The sequence below is a fragment of the Providencia sp. wls1922 genome (assembly GCF_009706505.1).
Classification (GTDB): domain Bacteria; phylum Pseudomonadota; class Gammaproteobacteria; order Enterobacterales; family Enterobacteriaceae; genus Providencia; species Providencia lanzhouensis.
This window is the reverse complement of sequence record NZ_WLUG01000088.1, coordinates 51065-69690: the sequence shown is the minus strand read 5'-3', so window position 1 is coordinate 69690 and position 18626 is coordinate 51065. Positions and strand designations below refer to the sequence as shown.

Sequence of the window (18626 nt, the reverse complement as noted above, 5' to 3'; positions counted from 1 at the left end):
TAACGCAAAATTAACAATTTCGGTTATTTATCATTGTTGAGTTAGTGGCTAACAGATCATTCCCACACCGTGGGAATCTTTGAATTTAACATTTAAATCAACTCATTAAATAAAAACAAAGAACGATTAAAAATGATCTTTTTGCCCTGTTTGCTTAGTTGATAATTAAATATATATACATTTAATTCACAAAGTATATACATTGAAATTTGAATTTTTGTCGCAACAGTGGAGAAGGGATGTGGAGAAAAGTTAGACAACAATAACTAGGATGCTGTTTCTACACAAAAACTTGTATATACATTTGATTTTCTATGCAGAAACAAGCAAATAACAAAAATGGGAGAAGCCTCACATTAAGCTGATAGCCGTTACAGGCGATACACGCGTTTCATACTTAACCTTCCGCATTCATCGCCACCAAATAAAACACCCCATAAATATCCGATATATTTTATGGGGTGTTTTTGCTTGATGATTGTTAACTGACGATACGGTTAAACTATCCGCCTAAATAAGCGCTGCGTACCGCTTCATTCGCCAGTAAGGCTTTTCCGGTATCTTCCAAAACAATATGCCCATTTTCTAGCACATACCCACGGTCAGCGAGTTTCAGTGCTTGGTTGGCATTTTGCTCCACCAAAAAGATGGTCATCCCCTCTTCCCGTAGCTGCAAAATGGTGTCAAATATTTGCATAATGATAATTGGCGCCAGCCCCAATGAAGGTTCATCCAATAACAGTAATTCAGGCTGACTCATCAGCGCCCGCCCAATGGCAAGCATCTGCTGCTCTCCACCGGACATGGTTCCTGAGCGCTGGCTACGACGTTCATGCAACCGTGGAAATAACGAATAAACCCGTTCAATACGCTCGAGATATTGGTGGCGATCCGCAAAAAAACCACCCATTGCCAGATTTTCCTCAACGGTCATACGAGAAAATACCCGCCGACCTTCCGGCACTAGCGCAATGTCTTTGCGCATAATTTGTGGTGTCGGTAACTGAGTAATATCCGCTCCGCGATAAAGCACCTGACCTGAGGAGGCGCGAGGGTCGCCACATAACGTACTGAGTAACGTGGTTTTTCCTGCACCATTGGCACCAATCAGCGTGACAATCTCACCTTTTTGAATATTTAAGCTGACATCATGCAGCGCCTGTATTTTCCCATAATGAGTGGAAACTTGTTTAAATTCCAACATCAGTAAGCTTCTCCCAAGTAGGCTTTGATCACATCAGGATGCTGGCGAATTTCGTTTGGTGTTCCATTCGCCAGAGGTGTTCCTTGGTTCACCACATAAATTCGATCAGAAATGCCCATCACCAATTTCATATCATGCTCTATCAATAAGATAGAGACATTATGATGGGTTCTCAGCTCCGCAATTAGCTCATCCAGATCGTTAGTTTCCTTCGGGTTTAACCCTGCCGCTGGCTCATCCAACATCAAAATTTCAGGTCGCGTCACCATGCAACGGGCAATTTCTAGGCGACGCTGTTGACCATACGCCAGATTCCCCGCTTGGCGGTTAGCAAACTCAGAAAGATTGACCCGCTCTAGCCATTTCACCGCATTATCCACCGCTTCGGCTTCTGCTCGGCGAAATGCTGGCGTTTTCAGTAAGCCTGAGAAAATACCGCTTTTCAGATGTTGGTGCTGAGCCACTAATAAGTTTTCAATCACCGTCATCTCTTTGAATAAGCGAACATGCTGGAATGTACGGATCACCCCAAGGCGAGCAATAGCTTGACCCGGAAGCCCTTCAAGATGCTTGTCTCGATAGAGGATCGCCCCGCTCGTTGGCTTATAAAATCCAGTTAAACAGTTAAATATGGTGGTTTTTCCTGCACCATTGGGACCAATCAGTGAAACAATTTCCCCTTGGTTTAACGTCAACTCCACGTTGTTGACCGCAAGCAAACCACCAAAGCGCATGGTTAAGCCACTGACTTGCAATAACGGTACAGCCGAAGGCTGAATAGGCGTCGTCATGATCCGCCTCCCTGCACATTTTTCAGCTTCATTTGACGGCGCTGCATCGGCAATAAGCCTTGTGGGCGCCAGATCATCATCAGCACCATCAATGCCCCCAGCAGCAACATGCTGTATTCATTCAGATCGCGCATCATCTCCCTTGATACTACCAAGATGATCGCGGCTAAAATCACCGACATTTGCGATCCCATCCCACCCAGCACCACGATCGCCAGTACAAAGGCTGATTCAGCAAAAGTGAAGGATTCAGGGCTGATAAACCCTTGTCGTGCAGCAAATAATGCTCCGGCAAACCCTGCAAATGTTGCACTGATCGTAAAGGCGGTTAATTTAATGCGCGTCGGGCTTAAGCCTAATGATCGACACGCAATTTCATCTTCACGTAGCGCTTCCCACGCACGTCCTAATGGCATCCGTAACAAGCGGCTGATCACGATCAAGGTGATCACCACCAGCAACAGCGCCACAAAATAGAGGAAAATGATCCGGTCACCAGGGTTGTAATCTAACCCAAAGAAGTTATGGAATGTGTCCCAACCATCTTTAGCGGTACGGCTAAATTCTAAGCCAAAGAAAGTTGGTTTTGGCAGTTGGCTGATCCCGTTAGGGCCACCGGTGATCTCCGTATTATTTAATAATAAAATACGTACGATCTCCCCAAACCCAAGGGTGACGATCGCCAAATAGTCACCCCGTAACCTCAGCACAGGGAAACCTAATAAGAACCCAGCTAATGCTGCCGTTAAGCCGGCAATCGGTAAGCTTTCCCAGAAACCAAAATCATAATAGTGATTGAGTAAGCCAAAGGTGTAAGCGCCGATAGCGTAGAAGCCCGCATAGCCGAGTACCAATAATCCTGACAATCCAACTACGACGTTTAAGCCCAGCCCCAACATCACGTAGATCAGGGTTAATGTGGCAATATCGACGCTGCCGCGAGACACCAAAAATGGCCAGATGATCGCCCCAATAATGATAGCGATCCCAATAATTTTTTGTCTAAGCGAGCCACCGTCAAAATCCGGTAACGCCCACGATTTTTTGGGTACGCCTTGCCACACTTTGCTTAATGCAGGGCGAATTAATTGATACACAAAGATAATGGCGATGCCGACAAAGATCCAATTCCAACGAACGTCTCCCCCTGATTCCACTATCAGCTTAGTCCCATCGAGTCCTAATTTTAGCCCCATCATAAATACGGCTAAAATAAAGAAGGTGACGGAGGCAATAATGGCACTGATCCAATTTTCTTTTCTCATACTTTTTCGACCTCCGGGCGACCCAGAATGCCAGTTGGCATGATCAACAGAACACCAATCAATAAACCAAATGAGACGACATCTTTATATTCCGTACTTAAATACGCCGAGGTCATGGCTTCCGCTACACCAAGGATCAAGCCGCCCAGCATCGCGCCAGGAATACTGCCGATTCCACCTAATACGGCTGCGGTGAAAGCTTTCATTCCCGCCATAAAGCCAATATACGGGTTAATTACGCCGTAGAATTGCCCTAGTAATACACCTGCAACCGCCGCCATCGTTGCGCCGATCACGAATGTCAAAGAGATCACGCGGTCAGTGTTGATACCCAGCAGACTTGCCATTTTTAAATCTTCCGCACACGCACGGCAAGCGCGTCCCATACGGGAATAGCGGATAAACAGCGTTAATGCCAGCATCGCAAGGAAGGTCACAATCCAGATAGTCAGCTGCATTTTGGTGACAATGGCAGAGAAGCCATCACTTTCACCTAATACCCACTGCCCAGTAATCAGGCTTGGCAACGCTAGATCGCGGGATCCTTGAGATAAACTGACGTAGTTTTGTAAGAAGATGGACATCCCGATAGCTGAGATCAGCGCAATCAGGCGCTTAGAGTGACGAACGGGACGGTAAGCAACCCGCTCGATACTCCAACCATAGGAGCTTGATACCACAATTGCCGCCACAAATGCCGCTGCAATGAGGATCCACCCCACATCGATACCGAGCATCATTAAGCCCGCAATGACAATGAACGAAACGTAGCTACCAATCATGTACACTTCACCGTGGGCGAAGTTGATCATCCCGATGATGCCGTACACCATGGTATAGCCGATAGCGATCAGCGCGTAAGTGCTTCCTAACGTTAGGCCATTGAGGAATTGCTGAATAAAATACAGAATTTGGTCTGACATAAGATTATCCTTTCAAACTACTGTCCCTCTATGGAGAGCAGAAGCTGGAAGCCCGTTACCAAGCTCCCAGCTCATCACTGAATATCATTTCTCAATACAGATGAGAGCTACTCTTGTGCAGTAGAGGTTCCGTCTTTGTGCCATTCAAACACACCGAATTCGAAACCTTTCAGGTCACCATTTGGCTTCCAGCTTAATTGCCCCATGACGGTATCCACTGGATTAGCTTTCAGATCTTTCGCCAGCACATCGGGTTCCGTGCTGCCTGTACGCTGCATCGCCGTGGTTAAGCCTTGGATTGCGGCATAAGTTGTCCATACAAATGGTCCTGTTGGATCTTCTTTTTTCTTTTTAATCGCATCGACGATGGATTGGTTAGCTGGAAGTTGGTCATAACGTTTCGGTAATGTCACCAGCATGCCTTCAGAGGCGTCGCCTGCAATATTCGACAACGAGGAGTTACCCACACCTTCAGGTCCCATAAAGCGAATGTTCAGACCCGATTGTTTCGCTTGGCGTAAAATTTGCCCCATTTCTGGATAGTAGCCGCCGAAATAGACAAAATCGACGTTCTCTTTTTTCAGCTTAGCGACCAGTGCAGAGAAATCTTTATCACCCGCAGTGACCCCTTCAAACATCACTTCTTTCACGCCCGCTTTGTTCAAGCTTTCACGTACTGAGCGAGCCAAACCTTCACCGTATTGCTGTTTATCATGTACCACTGCAATACGCTTAGGTTTGATTTTTTCCATGATATATTTTGCTGCGGTTGGACCTTGGTCAGAATCCAAACCTGTTGTACGCATGATCAACTGGTAGCCACGTGTGGTTAAATCCGCATTGGTCGCCGCAGGGGTAATCATCAGAACGCCTTCGTCTTCATAAATATCTGAAGCGGGCTGAGTGGAGGAGGAGCATAGGTGACCAATAACATGTTTAATGCCATCGTTAATTACTTTGTTGGCGACCGCAACCGCTTGTTTTGGATCGCAAGCATCGTCGTATTCAACGGCAACCAATGTATCGCCGTTAATTCCACCCTTCGCATTAATATCCGCAATAGCTTGGCGAGCTCCCGTAAATTCCATATCTCCATACTGAGCAACGGGACCTGACATAGCGCCGACGACTGCAATTTTAATCTCTTTCGCCCATCCTGCTGGGCTTAATGCCATTGCGATACAACCCGCTAATAATGCTTTATTAATATTCTTCATTCGTGCGTCCCCGCCATCAATATTGTGTATGATTGTGAGTGTTTGTGATTGATTTATAATCAATTATTATAGGTGACAGGTTCAATGCCTGATATTTCAAAACATAGCCAATAAGGCTATATATTTCAGACCATTAAACAAGAGAATTATGCTAAATAGCAAATGAATGAGGCAGCTATTTACATCAATTGCAGAATAAAAAGCTAATGATAAAACGTGTATTTTTTGTAAATGCTAGTGTTATATTCCGGTTAAATTTGGCTTAATCCGAGGGAAACTCGGAAAATTCATCAATACCAAATTTTTCTCTTTGAAATTAAAAAATCGGTTACAGATCACTCTGCTGTTAGAATAGCGTGCAACATGCACCATGAAATGGATCAAAACAACATGAGACTTACCATCATCCCTCTGGTCAATCCTACTGAGCAACAATACATCGACTTATCGAAAATCTGGCTAGACCAGAGTCGAACTCAACTCGAACAAAATCTTGAGTCTGGTGTACGTTTTTATGGAGCGCGTTTTAATGAGCGATTATTAGCAGCGGCTAAAGTGGTTATTTATCAACAACAAGGTACGATCTGTGATTTTAATGTCCGTGAAATCACTCGCCGTCGCGGAGTTGGGTTATATCTTTTACAGGAAATTTTCCGTCAACAACCTGAAATCCGCCATTGGATCTTTGACTTGCAGGGCGTGGAACCGCAAAACAAAATCGCTTTGGAGAAATTTCTTGTTGCTTGTGGTTTTCAACCCGCCGAAGAAACTCATCATTGGCAGCTAAATATTGAGCCATTAGTATGAAACTTAATAAAATTCATCACGTTGCTATTATTTGCTCCGATTTTGCTAAGAGTAAGCATTTTTACTGTCAGATCCTTGGATTGCAGCTTCTCTCAGAATATTACCGTCCAGAGAATGACTCATGGAAAGCAGATTTAGCTTTTGGAGAGCATTATCAGATTGAGCTGTTTAGTTTCGCTAATCCGCCCAAAAGACTCAGTTATCCTGAAGCAACTGGATTACGTCATTTAGCGTTTGAAGTGGATAATATCGAGGAATGGATTGCCTATTTGGCACAACATCAGGTGGTGTGTGAGGGGGTAAGAATCGATCCGTATACTCAGAAGCGTTTTACCTTCTTAGCAGATCCAGATGGGCTACCTTTAGAGCTCTATTCTCGCTAACGAAAATTATCAAAAACAGTTAATGAATCAGCTATCTGCATTTAAATTCCAGGCTAATAAAGCGGAAATAAATGCAGATAACGTTGATAAACACGAGAGATTACATCTCGTCGTCTTCATCTTCCATAGCAAGACGCAGCTTTTTCATGGCGTTCTTTTCAAGCTGACGAACACGCTCAGCAGAAACGCCGTATTTGTCGGCAAGCTCTTGCAGCGTCGTTTTGTTGTCATCATCCAGCCAACGAGCACGAATGATATCTTGGCTGCGCTCATCTAATGAGGCTAACGCATCAGCTAAACGGTCAGTTGCGTGACTTTCCCAGTTATCATCTTCAATGGTATTGGCAAAATCAGAAGACTTATCTTGAAGAAAAAGCACGGGCGCAACAGGTCCACCGAAATCACTGCTATCATCGTCATCAGACATATCAAATGCCATGTCTTGCGCCGCCATTCGGGATTCCATTTCCAGTACATCTTTGGTGCTCACGCCTAGCTCTTGCGCAACCATATCCACCTCTTCTTGGTTAAACCAACCAAGGCGTTTTTTATTCTTTCTTAAGTTAAAGAATAACTTACGCTGGGATTTTGTTGTTGCGACTTTAACGATACGCCAGTTACGTAAAACGTATTCATGAATTTCCGCTTTGATCCAATGCACGGCGAAAGACACCAGACGCACACCCACTTCAGGATTAAAACGACGCACAGCCTTCATCAGGCCGATATTGCCCTCCTGAATTAAGTCAGCTTGTGGTAAACCATAGCCTGCATAGCTACGCGCGATGTGAATAACAAAGCGCAAATGGGATAAAATCAGTTGCTTAGCAGCTTCGAGGTCACCATCGTAATGCAGCCTTTCTGCCAGTTCCTTTTCTTCCTCTGCGGTCAGCATCGGGTAAGCATTGGCAGCTCGCATGTAAGCTTCAATACTTCCTTGTGGAACAAGCGCTAATGATTGCATGTCTTTGGTCATTAAGATCCTCTATGAATTGTACTGAAATGGGAGAGATTCGATACAGACAAACCGTAGTCTATCAGCTTAGCCGCGTTAAATAAATTATATACAAGAATAGTTAACCGCAGGTCAATATCTGACACATAATTAGAAAAGAAGTTCGTAGAAATTTATTTTTCCCATCGGGACCAATAAGTTAGCACCGATGGGAACAATTAAATTATTCAGGTCTGAAATGGCGTAAGTGTTGTAATGTTGCCAGCCATGCTGCTACCCAGCCCACAATTGCAGACATTAGAATAATCAACAGAGCCTCTTCCCACAACAGCCCTTCAATGTGGAATTGCGTACCAAATACACTTGCTACTTGCGCCACTAAATCAGACAACTGCCACACAAGTAAGAATGTCATAATGAGGGCGATCACCGCACCCAATGCGCCTAACACAACCCCGCCATTCAAGAATGGTCGCATGATAAAGCCATCAGTAGCACCAATCAGCTTCATCACATTGATGGTATCGCGACGGGCAAAGATATTTAACCGCACACTATTACCAATCACTAAGAACAATGAAACAATCATCAAAATGCCAATCACTGATGCAACTTGCCCTACCAACCGTGTTAATGCCGCTAGGCGTGAGAACCAGCTATCATCCATTCGAACTTCTTCAATGCCGTTAACTTGACTGACACGGTCGCGCAGTGTTGCTAGAGCATTCGAACCTTCAAAATCCAGTTTCGGGGTGATAATTGCCACCGCTGGCAGTGGATTCTCTTCTAGCATATCTAATGCGGTGCTAAAGCCAGACCAGCTACGGAATTCAGATATCGCTTGGTCGCGAGATAAGTAATTCACATGAGCAACACCATCAAGGGCTTCAAGCTGAGTCACCACATTTTGTCCACCTTGCTCATCGAGAGACTTATCCAGATAGACCGTCAACTGAGGCGTCGGGTACCACTGTTCAGCTGCTTGGGAAACGTTCTTCCAAACGATATAACACAGGCTTGGCAACGCTAATGAAATGGCAATGACCATCACAGTTAAAAAGGTTGCCAGCGGTTGACGTAGCATGTCAGCCAGTGCATTTAGCCAAGAGTAGCGCCACTGCTCACGCCAGCCGCCTTTGAGTGCTTTGCTTTTTGATTGCATGGCACGTTCTGGCTTCGCTTTGCGGACATCCTTAGCCATGTTGACCTCCAAGCATCCGACCTTCGCTTAAGGTCAATACACGCAAATTACGGCGTTCAATCAACGCAATATCGTGGGTTGCCATTAATACGGTCACACCCACGCGGTTAAACTCTTCAAATAAACGCATAATGCCTTCAGATAACTCGTTATCAAGGTTACCTGTCGGTTCATCCGCGAGAAGCATCGTTGGCTTATTCACCACTGCACGCGCAATTCCCACACGCTGCTGTTCACCACCAGACAGTTGGATTGGGAAATTTCTCGCTTTATCCAACAAACCGACTTTATCCAATGCAGCGCTCACACGTCGGCGAATATCTTCGCTACTTGCACCAGAAATAATCAGCGGCATCGCCACGTTGTCATAAACTGTGCGGTCAAATAACAGATGGTGATCTTGGAAAATCATGCCGATCTGTCTGCGCAGAAAAGGGATCTCTCTGTCTTTTAGTCGGCTGATATCATGACCATTAAACAGGATATGACCCGCGCTTGGGCGCTCAATACCACAAATCAGTTTAAGTAATGTACTTTTACCTGCGCCTGAGTGACCCGTTAAAAATGCCATTTCCCCAGGGCGTAGATGGAAATCTACCCCTTGGAGCGCTTGGCGGCCACCGCGATAAGCTTTACTCACATGTTCAAAGCGGATCATCGAAAATTATTCCTCTCGGGCAAATAGAGCCTCGATAAAGTCATCGGCTTTAAATGGGCGTAAATCTTCAATACCTTCACCAATCCCGATGTAACGGATTGGAATACCGAATTGATCAGCGATTGAGAAGATTACGCCACCTTTTGCTGTACCATCGAGTTTTGTCAGTGTAATACCGGTTAAACCTACGGCGTCATTGAAAATTTTAGCCTGACTAACCGCATTTTGTCCCGTGCTCGCATCGAGGGTCAGCATAATTTCATGAGGGGCTGACTCATCAAGCTTTTTCATCACACGGACGATTTTTTTCAATTCTTCCATTAAGTGCGCTTTATTTTGTAAGCGCCCTGCAGTATCGGCGATCAACACATCGACACCTTTTGCTTGAGCGGATTGAATCGCATCAAAAATCACGGAAGCAGGATCAGCACCAGTATGCTGAGCAACAACTGAAATATTGTTACGATCGCCCCACACTTGCAGTTGTTCAACCGCCGCGGCACGGAATGTATCACCCGCTGCCAACATGACGGACTTACCTTCTGATTGATACTGACGTGCTAATTTACCAATTGTTGTTGTTTTACCCACACCGTTAACACCAACCATCAGAATAACATAAGGTTTTTTACCTTCGATCTCTAATGGTTTGTCTACCGTGGCTAAAATATCAGACATTTCTTCACGCAGCTTACCGTACAACGCTTCGGCATCTTTTAACTCTTTACGGGAAGCGTGCTGAGTCAAGTTATCAATGATTTTACGGGTAGTTTCAACACCGACATCCGCAATTAATAACTGCTCTTCTAGCTCTTCAAAAAGATCGTCATCGATTTTTTTGCCCTTGAATAGACCAAGGAAACCCGAACCTAGATTTTGACGTGTTTTTAATAAGCCTTTCTTTAGACGGCTGAAAAAGCCTTCTTTTTTCGGTTTCTCTTGCTCAACTGGCTGAGCTTTAGCTGCTTCTTCCTCTGCTAAACGTGCCGCCTCAGCCTCTTCTTCTGCTATACGAGCAGCCTCTTCTTCTGCTATACGAGCAGCTTCTTCTTCCGCTAAGCGAGCCGCTTCCGCTTCTTGGCGTTCACGTTCCGCTTCTTCTTCCGCTAAACGAGCCGCTTCCGCCTCTTGGCGTTCACGTTCCGCTTTCTCTTCCGCTTCTTTGATAGCAGCGAGTTCAGCTTGACGCTGACGCTCAGCTTCTTCTTCCGCTAAGCGAGCCGCTTCCGCCTCTTGGCGTTCACGTTCCGCTTTCTCTTCCGCTTCTTTGATAGCAGCGAGTTCAGCTTGGCGTTGGCGCTCTGCCTCTTCTTCCGCCAGACGGGTGATTTCCGCCTCTTGTCGTTCGCGATCAGCTTGCTCTTGCGCTAAACGAGCGGCCTCCGCTGCTTGGTATTCACGTTCCGCTTTTTCTTCTGCGGCTTTGATAACGGCTAACTCAGCTTGATGCTGACGTTCAACTTCTTCTTCGGCAGCTTTAATCGCAGCCTGCTCGATTTGACGTTGGCGTTCCGCGGCTTCTTCTGCTTGGCGTAAAGCCTGGGCTTCTAACGCTTCTCTAGCCGCTTTTTCTTCTGCTATACGCTTTTCTTCTGCTGCTTGACGCTCTTGCTCTGCATTTTCTGCCGCAATGCGCATCGCCTCTAATTGCGCTTTATGCTGGCGTTCTGCTTCTTCAGCAGCAGCCGTAATCGCATCTTGTTCAGCTTGATATTGGCGCTCTGCTTCATCTTCCGCCGCTTTAATTGCATCAAGCTCTGCCTGATGTTGACGCTCAGCTTCTGCTGTGGCGGCATCCTGTTGCTCAGTATCATGAACAACATCATTTTTCAGTTCGACATCAGGTTGCTGGGTTTCTTCTTCATTCTTACGACCAAATCCCAACCATGAGAAAAAGCCTTTTTTCTTATCTTTAGCCATCAGCCACTACACTCCTCGCGGTAAAAACATGGCGTTTAAAAATTAAATCGCAATAAAATTACATGCAGTCTATCATTTCATCGCGCAGCAACACATATCTGAAAGAAAAATCCTGACAATTTATTCTTATTTTTCTGTTAAAACCGTGAAACCGAAGCGCTACAATAGTCCCCAATAATTTATACATTCCTCAATGAACTAAGCAACTATACATATTATGGCAAAAAAACCACAAACAGCCTCCTTGGGGCAAATTCGTATCATTGGTGGTAAGTGGCGTGGGCGAAAACTACCTGTACGCGATAGTGAGGGCTTACGTCCCACCACAGATCGCATCAAAGAAACGCTCTTTAATTGGCTAATGCCAGTGATCCGTGATGCTCGCTGTCTTGATTGTTTCGCAGGTAGCGGTGCTTTAGGTTTTGAAGCCTTATCTCGCTTTGCCGAGCACGTCACGTTTATTGAACTTGATAAACAAAATGCCAAGCTTCTTAGTGAGAACAAAGTTCGCTTAGAAGCTGATAATGCGAGCGTTATTAATAACAGCAGTCTCAGCGTTCTCAGCCAAATAGGAACGCCTTGTGATGTGGTATTTATCGACCCTCCTTTTCGTAAAGGGCTACTTGGAGAAACCATCACGCTCCTAGAAAAAAATCAGTGGTTAGCTGATGAAAGCTGGATTTATGTAGAGTCAGAAGCGGAGTTACCACTTACTGACATTCCCGCAAACTGGCAGCTACACCGTGAAAAGGTCGCTGGCCAAGTTGCGTATCGTCTGTTTATTCGTCAATCTGTTCATTCATCAAGTATGCAGGGAGAAAAAGATGCTGATTAATATCGGACGTCTGCTTATGATTTGTGTTTGGGGCTTTATGATCTTTAATATTGTGCATCCATTCCCTAAGCCATTGAAATATTTTATGGATGTCGCAATGGTATTTATGATTTTCATGCATGCATTGCAGACTATTTTCCTGAAAGCTAGCTTACCGAAAGATCAAAAGCTAACAGGGCTCCAGCAGACAAAAATTTTCTTTTTTGGCGTATTTGAAATGCTCGCCATGCATAAGAAAACAAAAGCGGCCATTGAAGCCGCTAAAAAGAAATAACCGATTATTCAGAGGGTTCGAAGCGAATAAATCGCGTACCTTGTAGGGTTAGCTTACCTTTAGCACCCAATTCAACACCTTGGTACTGCTCTTCGCTGACGATCACCTTAATCGTTTCTCCTGAAGCTTGAGTCTGAAAATAAAGTTCATAGCGAAAAGTTTCAGGGGATACCACATCGCGCTCCCGAGAACGCATATTTGGATAAGGGTAATCTTTTTTCTCTTTCACGAGCACTAACTGACTGACAGGTAATGAATTATCGTTAATTTCATTTTGTTTCTTTTGGTCAAAAAAACGCTTAGTGGCTAACACGGCGATAATCGCAAGAACAATAATTAAGAGAATTGGCTTATTCATAATTTATATATTTAGCTTAGAATTATCATAAGTATATACCCTCTATCGCTCAAATTGCAGATAAACGCCATACAATTTATGCGAGACACGGTATAGTTCATTTATATTTAATCGCTCTTGGTGATTTCTCTTTTCCAGAAACTCTTAAGGATATGTGTATGATTAGTTGGCCATTCCTCGCTGTTTTATTTTCTGGCTGGCTGTACGTTGATGCAGCCTATCGTGGTCCTGAGTGGCAACGTTGGTTATTCCGCCCTATCACTTTACTTCTTCTACTATTCTGGGGATGGAGTTCTGACGACTTAAATGCGCAAACCTATCTGATTTTAGGCGGTTTGGCGCTTTCCTTAGTTGCCGACCTTTCGAGAATGTTTTCTAGTGAGCACTTGCTTACTTCTTTGGGGCTCATGTTCTTAAGCTATTTGGTCTACACCATTAGCTTTGGAATGCAATTCAACTTTGGTCTGTATCTGCCTTGGCTTATCGTCCCTATCGCTATCGCAGCCGTCACCTTGGTGCTGATTTGGGGAAAACTGGAAAGCCAACAGCCTGTAGTTTTCGCCTCTATTATTATGAGCATGATTATGATGTGGGTGGCAGGAGACCAATACTTTGGCTTAGGTCGAGAATTTAATTTCTCGATTATGGTGGGCGCTTCTATGCTGTTTTTATCTCACTGCATCTGGCTAATTGCCCATTTCCGTTTTCCATTCAAAGCCTCTAAAGCAGTTGTAGCCGCATTCTACTTCCTCGGTCAGTTCTTTATTGTTCGCGCCATTTATTTATAATTCCCCACCAATTGATAAAACGTGCTATTTGAGAATTTTATCAATTGGCTTCCCCTTTTTCATTTGACTCTAGAGTCTACTCCAAAGTGTAGACTTAACCTTAATTAGAGAACATGGTTAAAAACGCATCTAGAAAAAGGGGGCGCTTATGCACTCACACTCTCATAAAGATACCCATGCACACAGCACGTCTTGCTGCTCAGGAAACACTTGCACATCCGCAGCCGTAGAGAATAGCAAAGCTGTGAGCCATGACGCATCATCCCATGAACATCATCATGGCGATGACAAAAATCATGCTCATGATGATGACGATGAAAAATCCCATCAACATGGTAGCTGCTGCAGCTCAACATCCGCTGCAAATGATGACGTAGAGCCTACCCAAACCGCTAAACAGCGTTTTAGCTGGATTGTACGCGGGATGGACTGCCCAAGCTGCGCGGCTAAAATCGAAAACGCGATTTCCCAAATTCGCGAAGTCGCTCAAGCCAAAGTCCTCTTTGCCACTGAAAAACTCGTCGTGGACGCTGACAAAGACGTCACTGCCGTCGTTCGTTCAACTGTTGAAGCCGCAGGTTACGAACTACATGATGTGGGTAGCGCGAGTGCAACATCAGCACCGCCACCCAGCTTATTGAGTGAAGCGAAGCCCGTCATCATTTTAGCTATCCTGATGGCAATCAGCTGGGGACTTGAGTTTGTTAATCCACAGCTAGGTAACGTGGCGTTTATCCTAACCACGTTATTTGGGTTATACCCTATCGCGCGTAAATCGTTACGTTTGATTCGTACTGGTACACCATTTGCAATTGAAACCTTGATGACCGTTGCCGCTGTAGGGGCGATTTTCATCCAAGCAACTGAAGAAGCCGCCATGGTTATCTTGCTGTTTATGCTGGGTGAAATGCTTGAGTCCTACTCTGCGGGACGCGCTCGCCGAGGTGTTAGCGCACTCATGGCTTTAGTCCCTGAAGATGCCGTGCTTATCAAGGATGGACAAAAAACGTCAGTTCCTGTGGCACAGTTACGCCCTGGTGACATCATTGAAATTGCACCAGGTGGTCGATTACCAACCGATGCGGTGCTGGTTGCAGGATTTGCGAGTTTTGATGAAAGCGCATTAACGGGTGAATCCGTCCCTGTAGAACGCAGTGCTGGGGAAAAAGTGGCTGCGGGCTGTTTGTCTGTCGATAAAGCCGTACAAATGGAAGTGGTATCAGAGCAAGGTCAAAATGCTATCGACCGCATCTTGCAACTGATTGAAGAAGCAGAAGAGCGTCGTGCGCCAATTGAGCGATTTATTGACCGCTTCAGCCGCATCTATACTCCAATTATCATGCTGATTTCGGCCTTAGTGATAGTGATCCCGCCAATGTTCTTCGGTGCAGCATGGGATACTTGGATTTACCGTGGTTTGACTCTGTTGTTAATTGGTTGCCCTTGCGCATTGGTTATCTCAACCCCTGCAGCAATCACCTCAGCACTGGCAACCGCCACTCGCCGTGGAGCTTTAATTAAAGGTGGTGCTGCATTAGAACAATTGGGAACTGTCACTACAATTGCACTGGATAAAACGGGCACACTAACGGAAGGCAAACCACACGTCACCGATATCGTTCCCGTTGAAGGTCTGAGTGAAAGCGAGTTAATTCGTATCACTGCATCAGTTGAAGTCGGCTCTCATCACCCACTGGCTAAAGCTATCGTCAACAAAGCTGAAGAGTTATCTATCACTGTTGAAGAAGCGTTAGAGCGTAAAGCACTAGCAGGTAAAGGGGTTGAAGGCTCTTTTAATGGTAAACAAGTGTTAGTCAGCGCACCATCAAGGGTTGAGCCTCCATTAAGCAGCCAATGGCAAGCGAAAGTAGAAGCGTTAGAGGCGCAAGGTAAAACGGTTGTCGTCACGTTAGAAGATGACCAAGTTATCGGCTTAACCGCCCTGCAGGATACCTTACGTGGCGATGCTGCTGATGCAATGGCTATGTTGAAATCACTGAATGTTAATGCCGTGATGCTAACAGGTGATAACCCACGTGCCGCCAGCGCCATCGCAAATCAGCTAGGCATGGAGTTCCGTGCAGGATTATTACCAGAAGATAAAGTCACCGCGGTGATGGAGCTTAATCGCGATCACAACACCATGATGGTAGGTGACGGTATCAACGATGCTCCAGCCATGAAAGCGTCAAGCATTGGTGTTGCAATGGGTGGCGGTACTGACGTTGCTTTAGAAACTGCGGATGCCGCTTTAACCCATAACCGTTTGACTGGATTACCTGAAATCGTCGCATTATCCAGAGCCACACGGAAGATCATCCGCGAGAACATCACTATCGCCTTAGGCTTAAAAGCCGTTTTCTTGGTAACGAGCTTGTTAGGTATCACTGGGTTATGGGTTGCTGTGTTAGCGGATTCTGGCGCCACGGCATTAGTCACAGCCAACGCGGTTCGCTTACTGCGCGTTAAGTTGCCCGAAATCAAAAAATAGCCTTTCTTTAGTTTGATATCTCAACGCCGTAATGGTCATCATTACGGCGTTTTTTTATGCGAAAGAAATCTAAAATAATCAGTTATAGCAAAGAGTTACACAAACCATTCACCAACTGAATTTAAGACTAACTTTTCTCCCGCACACAGAAATATTGGGTAATATCTCGGTCATTGACAACATTTGCTGAGCGTGGATATGACTAATAATGCAAGTTCAATACCCCATGATGCCGCCTTTAAAGGCTTTATGACAAAGCAGAGTAATGCCCGAGATTTCTTTGAGCTTCATTTACCTGAACACATTGAACGCTTGTGCGATTTCGATACGCTTACCCTCATTAATTCAGCTTTTATTGATAGCAAATTGAGAACCCGGTTTTCCGATGTTCTCTATTCTGTTCAAACAAAAACGAGGGGTAGTTATATCTATCTGTTAGTCGAACATCAGTCGACACCTGACAAGTTGATGGGCTGGCGTTTAATGCACTACGCGTTTATGGCAATGAATCAACATCTACAGCAAGGGCATAAAACCTTACCGCTCGTTGTCCCCATTCTGTTTTATCATGGGGAAACATCCCCCTATCCTTATGAAGGTACATGGACACAATGCTTGCCCCACGCTGAAATAGCTCATGATCTGTATAGCAGCCCTTTCCCGTTGGTGGACATCACCGTAGTTGAGGATACCGAAATAGTTAGTCACCGCAAAATCGCTGTGATGGAACTCGCAATGAAACATAAAAAACTACGAAATGACCACCAGAGAGTCACTGAGCACTTCGTTCAAATATTAAACAGCCACTATAATGACAAAGATGATGTGATCACTATCTTGAATTACTTATTTATCATCATGGATTCACCCTACTACACATACATTGTCGAGACATTAATCGACCAAGCCGAAAACCATCGAGAAACTATTATGAATATTGCACAGCGGTTAAAAAACGAAGGAAAAGAAAAAGGAAAAGAAGAAACCTTACAACAGGTTGTATTAAAGAGCTTACAACTTGGTTTAAGCATTGACGTTATCCGCAAACTCACTGGGTTATCAGACAGTGAAATTCAAGCCCTTAATTAAACAACAAATTATGTAAGCATCGGGGATAAATAGTTATGAATATTGCCACACGTTTAAGATATGAAGGATATAAGAAAGGATTTGCACAAGGATTTGTAGAAGGATTTGAGGAAGAATTCACAGTGGGACTACAAACAGCGCTCAAAGTAGGTAAAGCCATCTGCCAACAAGAGATAACCTTAAATGCACTACAACTTGGCTTAAACATAGAAACTATCAGTAAAATCACTGAATTATCACTCAGTGAAATTCAAGCTCTTATGGATCGCCCATCAACAATAGCCTCCTGCGAAGCAAAAAGGCTATCTCTCATCAATGCCGCTGACTAGGTATTACAGGCCGCTGGCTTTTTTGCGCAATAAATAACGATACGGTGCATTCTCCGCTTCAACCGCCAGCAGTTCGTGTTCCATAAAACGGCAAAAACCAGGAATATCGCGGGTGGTAGCGGGGTCATCTGCAATGATTAACAGCGTATCTCCGTCCGCCATATTGCGAACGGTTTTACGCACCAGCATCACAGGTTCAGGGCAGCGTAGCCCTAGCGTATCAAGGGTTTTCGTTGGATTAGAAAATAAGTCAGACATAACACCACATTCTCTTGGTCATCAATGCGCTTATTGTAAAGCCACGCGCAGTGGATGAACAGTTTTGATTTTGTTGCGCAACGAGAGTATGATGCGCTCTTCCCAATTTAGGGATGTTATTCATGGGTTCCCTCACCCCATTGCCACTAAAAAGGTACAATATGTTTACGTTTACTCCGCAGCAAAAAGCCACTGCGTTAATTTGGCTATCGTTATTTCATATTTTAATTATTACATCCAGCAACTACTTGGTTCAGTTACCCATTAATATTTTTGGGTTTCATACCACTTGGGGTGCGTTTACCTTTCCCTTTATTTTCCTTGCTACGGACTTAACGGTTCGCATCTATGGTGCGCCATTAGCTCGTCGAATTATCACTGCGGTCATGTTACCAGCATTATTAATTTCGTATGTAATTTCTGCTCTGTTTTTCCAAGGAGAATGGCAAGGTTTCGCGGCTATCATGACATTTAACCTGTTTGTTGCGCGTATCGCGGCAGCAAGTTTTATGGCATATGTCCTCGGCCAAATCTTGGATGTCAGCGTATTTAACCGCCTGCGCCAAAACAAACGCTGGTTTGTAGCACCCGCCTGCGCCATGTTTTTTGGTAACTTGATTGATACTATCGCGTTCTTCTTTATCGCGTTTTATCAAAGCAGCGACCCGTTTATGGCAGCAAACTGGATGGAAATCGCTCTCGTTGATTACGTCTTCAAGTTATTAATTTGTATGCTTTTCTTCTTGCCAGCTTATGGTTTATTACTGAACTTTATTTTGAAGACTTTCTTCGCTACCGCCAGTAAGAAACAATTATCCCCGCAGCACTGAGATAAAAAAGGGAGATAAGCCATCACTTATCTCCCAAGGGGTTAACTTGA

Annotated in this window: 20 protein-coding genes; 9 read left to right on the top strand and 11 right to left on the bottom strand. The window is 44.7% G+C overall.

Annotated elements, in window-relative coordinates; all coding sequences use genetic code 11:
• Nucleotides 1-502 precede the first annotated feature (502 nt).
• From livF to GKR71_RS09890, 5 genes are all read right to left on the bottom strand, one after another.
• On the bottom strand, nucleotides 503-1204 hold the full coding sequence (livF, locus tag GKR71_RS09910) for a high-affinity branched-chain amino acid ABC transporter ATP-binding protein LivF (RefSeq protein WP_036956023.1): 702 nt from the start codon (nucleotides 1202-1204) through the stop codon (nucleotides 503-505).
• The gene (livG, locus tag GKR71_RS09905; protein WP_036956021.1) at nucleotides 1204-1995 is read right to left on the bottom strand and encodes a high-affinity branched-chain amino acid ABC transporter ATP-binding protein LivG; all 792 of its coding nucleotides are present in this window, start codon (nucleotides 1993-1995) and stop codon (nucleotides 1204-1206) included. The genes livF and livG overlap by 1 nt, the downstream gene beginning before the upstream one ends.
• Nucleotides 1992-3260 carry a high-affinity branched-chain amino acid ABC transporter permease LivM gene (locus GKR71_RS09900; protein WP_036956019.1) on the bottom strand — a complete coding sequence of 423 codons (1269 nt, stop codon included), beginning with the start codon at nucleotides 3258-3260 and terminating at the stop codon, nucleotides 1992-1994. Before GKR71_RS09900 ends, livG begins: the two co-directional genes overlap by 4 nt.
• Nucleotides 3257-4183 carry a high-affinity branched-chain amino acid ABC transporter permease LivH gene (gene livH, locus GKR71_RS09895; RefSeq protein ID WP_036956017.1) on the bottom strand — a complete coding sequence of 309 codons (927 nt, stop codon included), beginning with the start codon at nucleotides 4181-4183 and terminating at the stop codon, nucleotides 3257-3259. Before livH ends, GKR71_RS09900 begins: the two co-directional genes overlap by 4 nt.
• 107 nt (nucleotides 4184-4290) lie before the next feature.
• On the bottom strand, nucleotides 4291-5400 hold the full coding sequence (locus tag GKR71_RS09890; RefSeq protein ID WP_036956015.1) for a branched-chain amino acid ABC transporter substrate-binding protein: 1110 nt from the start codon (nucleotides 5398-5400) through the stop codon (nucleotides 4291-4293).
• Between the two features lie 390 nt (nucleotides 5401-5790).
• Between GKR71_RS09890 and panM the strand changes: the two genes are divergently transcribed.
• Together panM and gloA2 are read left to right on the top strand one after the other, a co-directional pair.
• A complete protein-coding gene (gene panM / locus GKR71_RS09885; protein ID WP_108478508.1) occupies nucleotides 5791-6207 on the top strand; it encodes an aspartate 1-decarboxylase autocleavage activator PanM in 417 nt (138 codons plus the stop codon).
• Nucleotides 6204-6590, top strand: coding sequence for an SMU1112c/YaeR family gloxylase I-like metalloprotein (gloA2, locus tag GKR71_RS09880; RefSeq protein ID WP_154599762.1), 387 nt, complete (start codon nucleotides 6204-6206; stop codon nucleotides 6588-6590). The genes panM and gloA2 overlap by 4 nt, the downstream gene beginning before the upstream one ends.
• A gap of 100 nt (nucleotides 6591-6690) precedes the next feature.
• On the opposite strand, the gene rpoH is transcribed toward gloA2, so the two are convergent.
• From rpoH to ftsY, 4 genes are all read right to left on the bottom strand, one after another.
• Nucleotides 6691-7566, bottom strand: a complete 876-nt coding sequence (gene rpoH / locus GKR71_RS09875) for an RNA polymerase sigma factor RpoH (protein ID WP_036956011.1) — start codon at nucleotides 7564-7566, stop codon at nucleotides 6691-6693.
• A gap of 202 nt (nucleotides 7567-7768) precedes the next feature.
• Nucleotides 7769-8746: a permease-like cell division protein FtsX gene (gene ftsX, locus GKR71_RS09870; RefSeq protein WP_154634235.1), complete on the bottom strand. Its 978-nt coding sequence runs from the start codon at nucleotides 8744-8746 to the stop codon at nucleotides 7769-7771.
• Nucleotides 8739-9404: a cell division ATP-binding protein FtsE gene (gene ftsE, locus GKR71_RS09865; protein ID WP_036956008.1), complete on the bottom strand. Its 666-nt coding sequence runs from the start codon at nucleotides 9402-9404 to the stop codon at nucleotides 8739-8741. Before ftsE ends, ftsX begins: the two co-directional genes overlap by 8 nt.
• A gap of 6 nt (nucleotides 9405-9410) precedes the next feature.
• The gene (ftsY, locus tag GKR71_RS09860; RefSeq protein ID WP_154634234.1) at nucleotides 9411-11324 is read right to left on the bottom strand and encodes a signal recognition particle-docking protein FtsY; all 1914 of its coding nucleotides are present in this window, start codon (nucleotides 11322-11324) and stop codon (nucleotides 9411-9413) included.
• Nucleotides 11325-11541: 217 nt separating this feature from the next.
• Here ftsY and rsmD point away from each other — a divergent pair, with 217 nt between their 5' ends.
• Complete coding sequence (gene rsmD, locus GKR71_RS09855) at nucleotides 11542-12159, top strand: 16S rRNA (guanine(966)-N(2))-methyltransferase (RefSeq protein ID WP_036956004.1); 618 nt, start codon at nucleotides 11542-11544, stop codon at nucleotides 12157-12159.
• Nucleotides 12149-12433: a DUF1145 family protein gene (locus GKR71_RS09850; protein WP_036956002.1), complete on the top strand. Its 285-nt coding sequence runs from the start codon at nucleotides 12149-12151 to the stop codon at nucleotides 12431-12433. The genes rsmD and GKR71_RS09850 overlap by 11 nt, the downstream gene beginning before the upstream one ends.
• Before the next feature lie 4 nt (nucleotides 12434-12437).
• On the opposite strand, the gene GKR71_RS09845 is transcribed toward GKR71_RS09850, so the two are convergent.
• Entirely contained in the window at nucleotides 12438-12791 is a 354-nt protein-coding gene (locus GKR71_RS09845) for a DUF2500 family protein (RefSeq protein ID WP_036956001.1), read from the bottom strand.
• Nucleotides 12792-12949: 158 nt separating this feature from the next.
• Here GKR71_RS09845 and GKR71_RS09840 point away from each other — a divergent pair, with 158 nt between their 5' ends.
• From GKR71_RS09840 to GKR71_RS09825, 4 genes are all read left to right on the top strand, one after another.
• On the top strand, nucleotides 12950-13579 hold the full coding sequence (locus tag GKR71_RS09840) for a lysoplasmalogenase (RefSeq protein ID WP_036956000.1): 630 nt from the start codon (nucleotides 12950-12952) through the stop codon (nucleotides 13577-13579).
• A 148-nt stretch (nucleotides 13580-13727) separates the two neighbouring features.
• Nucleotides 13728-16070, top strand: a complete 2343-nt coding sequence (locus GKR71_RS09835; protein WP_036955998.1) for a zinc/cadmium/mercury/lead-transporting ATPase — start codon at nucleotides 13728-13730, stop codon at nucleotides 16068-16070.
• A gap of 198 nt (nucleotides 16071-16268) precedes the next feature.
• The gene (locus GKR71_RS09830; RefSeq protein ID WP_154609714.1) at nucleotides 16269-17159 is read left to right on the top strand and encodes an Rpn family recombination-promoting nuclease/putative transposase; all 891 of its coding nucleotides are present in this window, start codon (nucleotides 16269-16271) and stop codon (nucleotides 17157-17159) included.
• Between the two features lie 35 nt (nucleotides 17160-17194).
• A complete protein-coding gene (locus GKR71_RS09825) occupies nucleotides 17195-17488 on the top strand; it encodes a hypothetical protein (RefSeq protein WP_036955992.1) in 294 nt (97 codons plus the stop codon).
• A 3-nt stretch (nucleotides 17489-17491) separates the two neighbouring features.
• On the opposite strand, the gene tusA is transcribed toward GKR71_RS09825, so the two are convergent.
• Nucleotides 17492-17746, bottom strand: a complete 255-nt coding sequence (tusA, locus tag GKR71_RS09820) for a sulfurtransferase TusA (protein ID WP_036955989.1) — start codon at nucleotides 17744-17746, stop codon at nucleotides 17492-17494.
• 161 nt (nucleotides 17747-17907) lie between these two features.
• Between tusA and GKR71_RS09815 the strand changes: the two genes are divergently transcribed.
• Entirely contained in the window at nucleotides 17908-18576 is a 669-nt protein-coding gene (locus GKR71_RS09815; protein ID WP_036955987.1) for a 7-cyano-7-deazaguanine/7-aminomethyl-7-deazaguanine transporter, read from the top strand.
• The last annotated feature ends 50 nt before the right edge of the window (nucleotides 18577-18626 follow it).

Bases quoted from the DNA above. Each gene is read 5' to 3' on its own strand.
- livG (WP_036956021.1), bottom strand. From the start codon at position 1,995: ATGACGACGCCTATTCAGCCTTCGGCTGTACCGTTATTGCAAGTCAGT.
- rpoH (WP_036956011.1), bottom strand. From the start codon at position 7,566: ATGACCAAAGACATGCAATCATTAGCGCTTGTTCCACAAGGAAGTATT.
- GKR71_RS09900 (WP_036956019.1), bottom strand. From the start codon at position 3,260: ATGAGAAAAGAAAATTGGATCAGTGCCATTATTGCCTCCGTCACCTTC.
- livF (WP_036956023.1), bottom strand. From the start codon at position 1,204: ATGTTGGAATTTAAACAAGTTTCCACTCATTATGGGAAAATACAGGCG.
- ftsY (WP_154634234.1), bottom strand. From the start codon at position 11,324: ATGGCTAAAGATAAGAAAAAAGGCTTTTTCTCATGGTTGGGATTTGGT.
- ftsE (WP_036956008.1), bottom strand. From the start codon at position 9,404: ATGATCCGCTTTGAACATGTGAGTAAAGCTTATCGCGGTGGCCGCCAA.
- gloA2 (WP_154599762.1), top strand. From the start codon at position 6,204: ATGAAACTTAATAAAATTCATCACGTTGCTATTATTTGCTCCGATTTT.
- GKR71_RS09840 (WP_036956000.1), top strand. From the start codon at position 12,950: ATGATTAGTTGGCCATTCCTCGCTGTTTTATTTTCTGGCTGGCTGTAC.
- GKR71_RS09845 (WP_036956001.1), bottom strand. From the start codon at position 12,791: ATGAATAAGCCAATTCTCTTAATTATTGTTCTTGCGATTATCGCCGTG.
- GKR71_RS09825 (WP_036955992.1), top strand. From the start codon at position 17,195: ATGAATATTGCCACACGTTTAAGATATGAAGGATATAAGAAAGGATTT.
- GKR71_RS09815 (WP_036955987.1), top strand. From the start codon at position 17,908: ATGTTTACGTTTACTCCGCAGCAAAAAGCCACTGCGTTAATTTGGCTA.
- ftsX (WP_154634235.1), bottom strand. From the start codon at position 8,746: ATGGCTAAGGATGTCCGCAAAGCGAAGCCAGAACGTGCCATGCAATCA.
- GKR71_RS09835 (WP_036955998.1), top strand. From the start codon at position 13,728: ATGCACTCACACTCTCATAAAGATACCCATGCACACAGCACGTCTTGC.
- tusA (WP_036955989.1), bottom strand. From the start codon at position 17,746: ATGTCTGACTTATTTTCTAATCCAACGAAAACCCTTGATACGCTAGGG.
- rsmD (WP_036956004.1), top strand. From the start codon at position 11,542: ATGGCAAAAAAACCACAAACAGCCTCCTTGGGGCAAATTCGTATCATT.
- panM (WP_108478508.1), top strand. From the start codon at position 5,791: ATGAGACTTACCATCATCCCTCTGGTCAATCCTACTGAGCAACAATAC.
- GKR71_RS09850 (WP_036956002.1), top strand. From the start codon at position 12,149: ATGCTGATTAATATCGGACGTCTGCTTATGATTTGTGTTTGGGGCTTT.
- livH (WP_036956017.1), bottom strand. From the start codon at position 4,183: ATGTCAGACCAAATTCTGTATTTTATTCAGCAATTCCTCAATGGCCTA.
- GKR71_RS09830 (WP_154609714.1), top strand. From the start codon at position 16,269: ATGACTAATAATGCAAGTTCAATACCCCATGATGCCGCCTTTAAAGGC.
- GKR71_RS09890 (WP_036956015.1), bottom strand. From the start codon at position 5,400: ATGAAGAATATTAATAAAGCATTATTAGCGGGTTGTATCGCAATGGCA.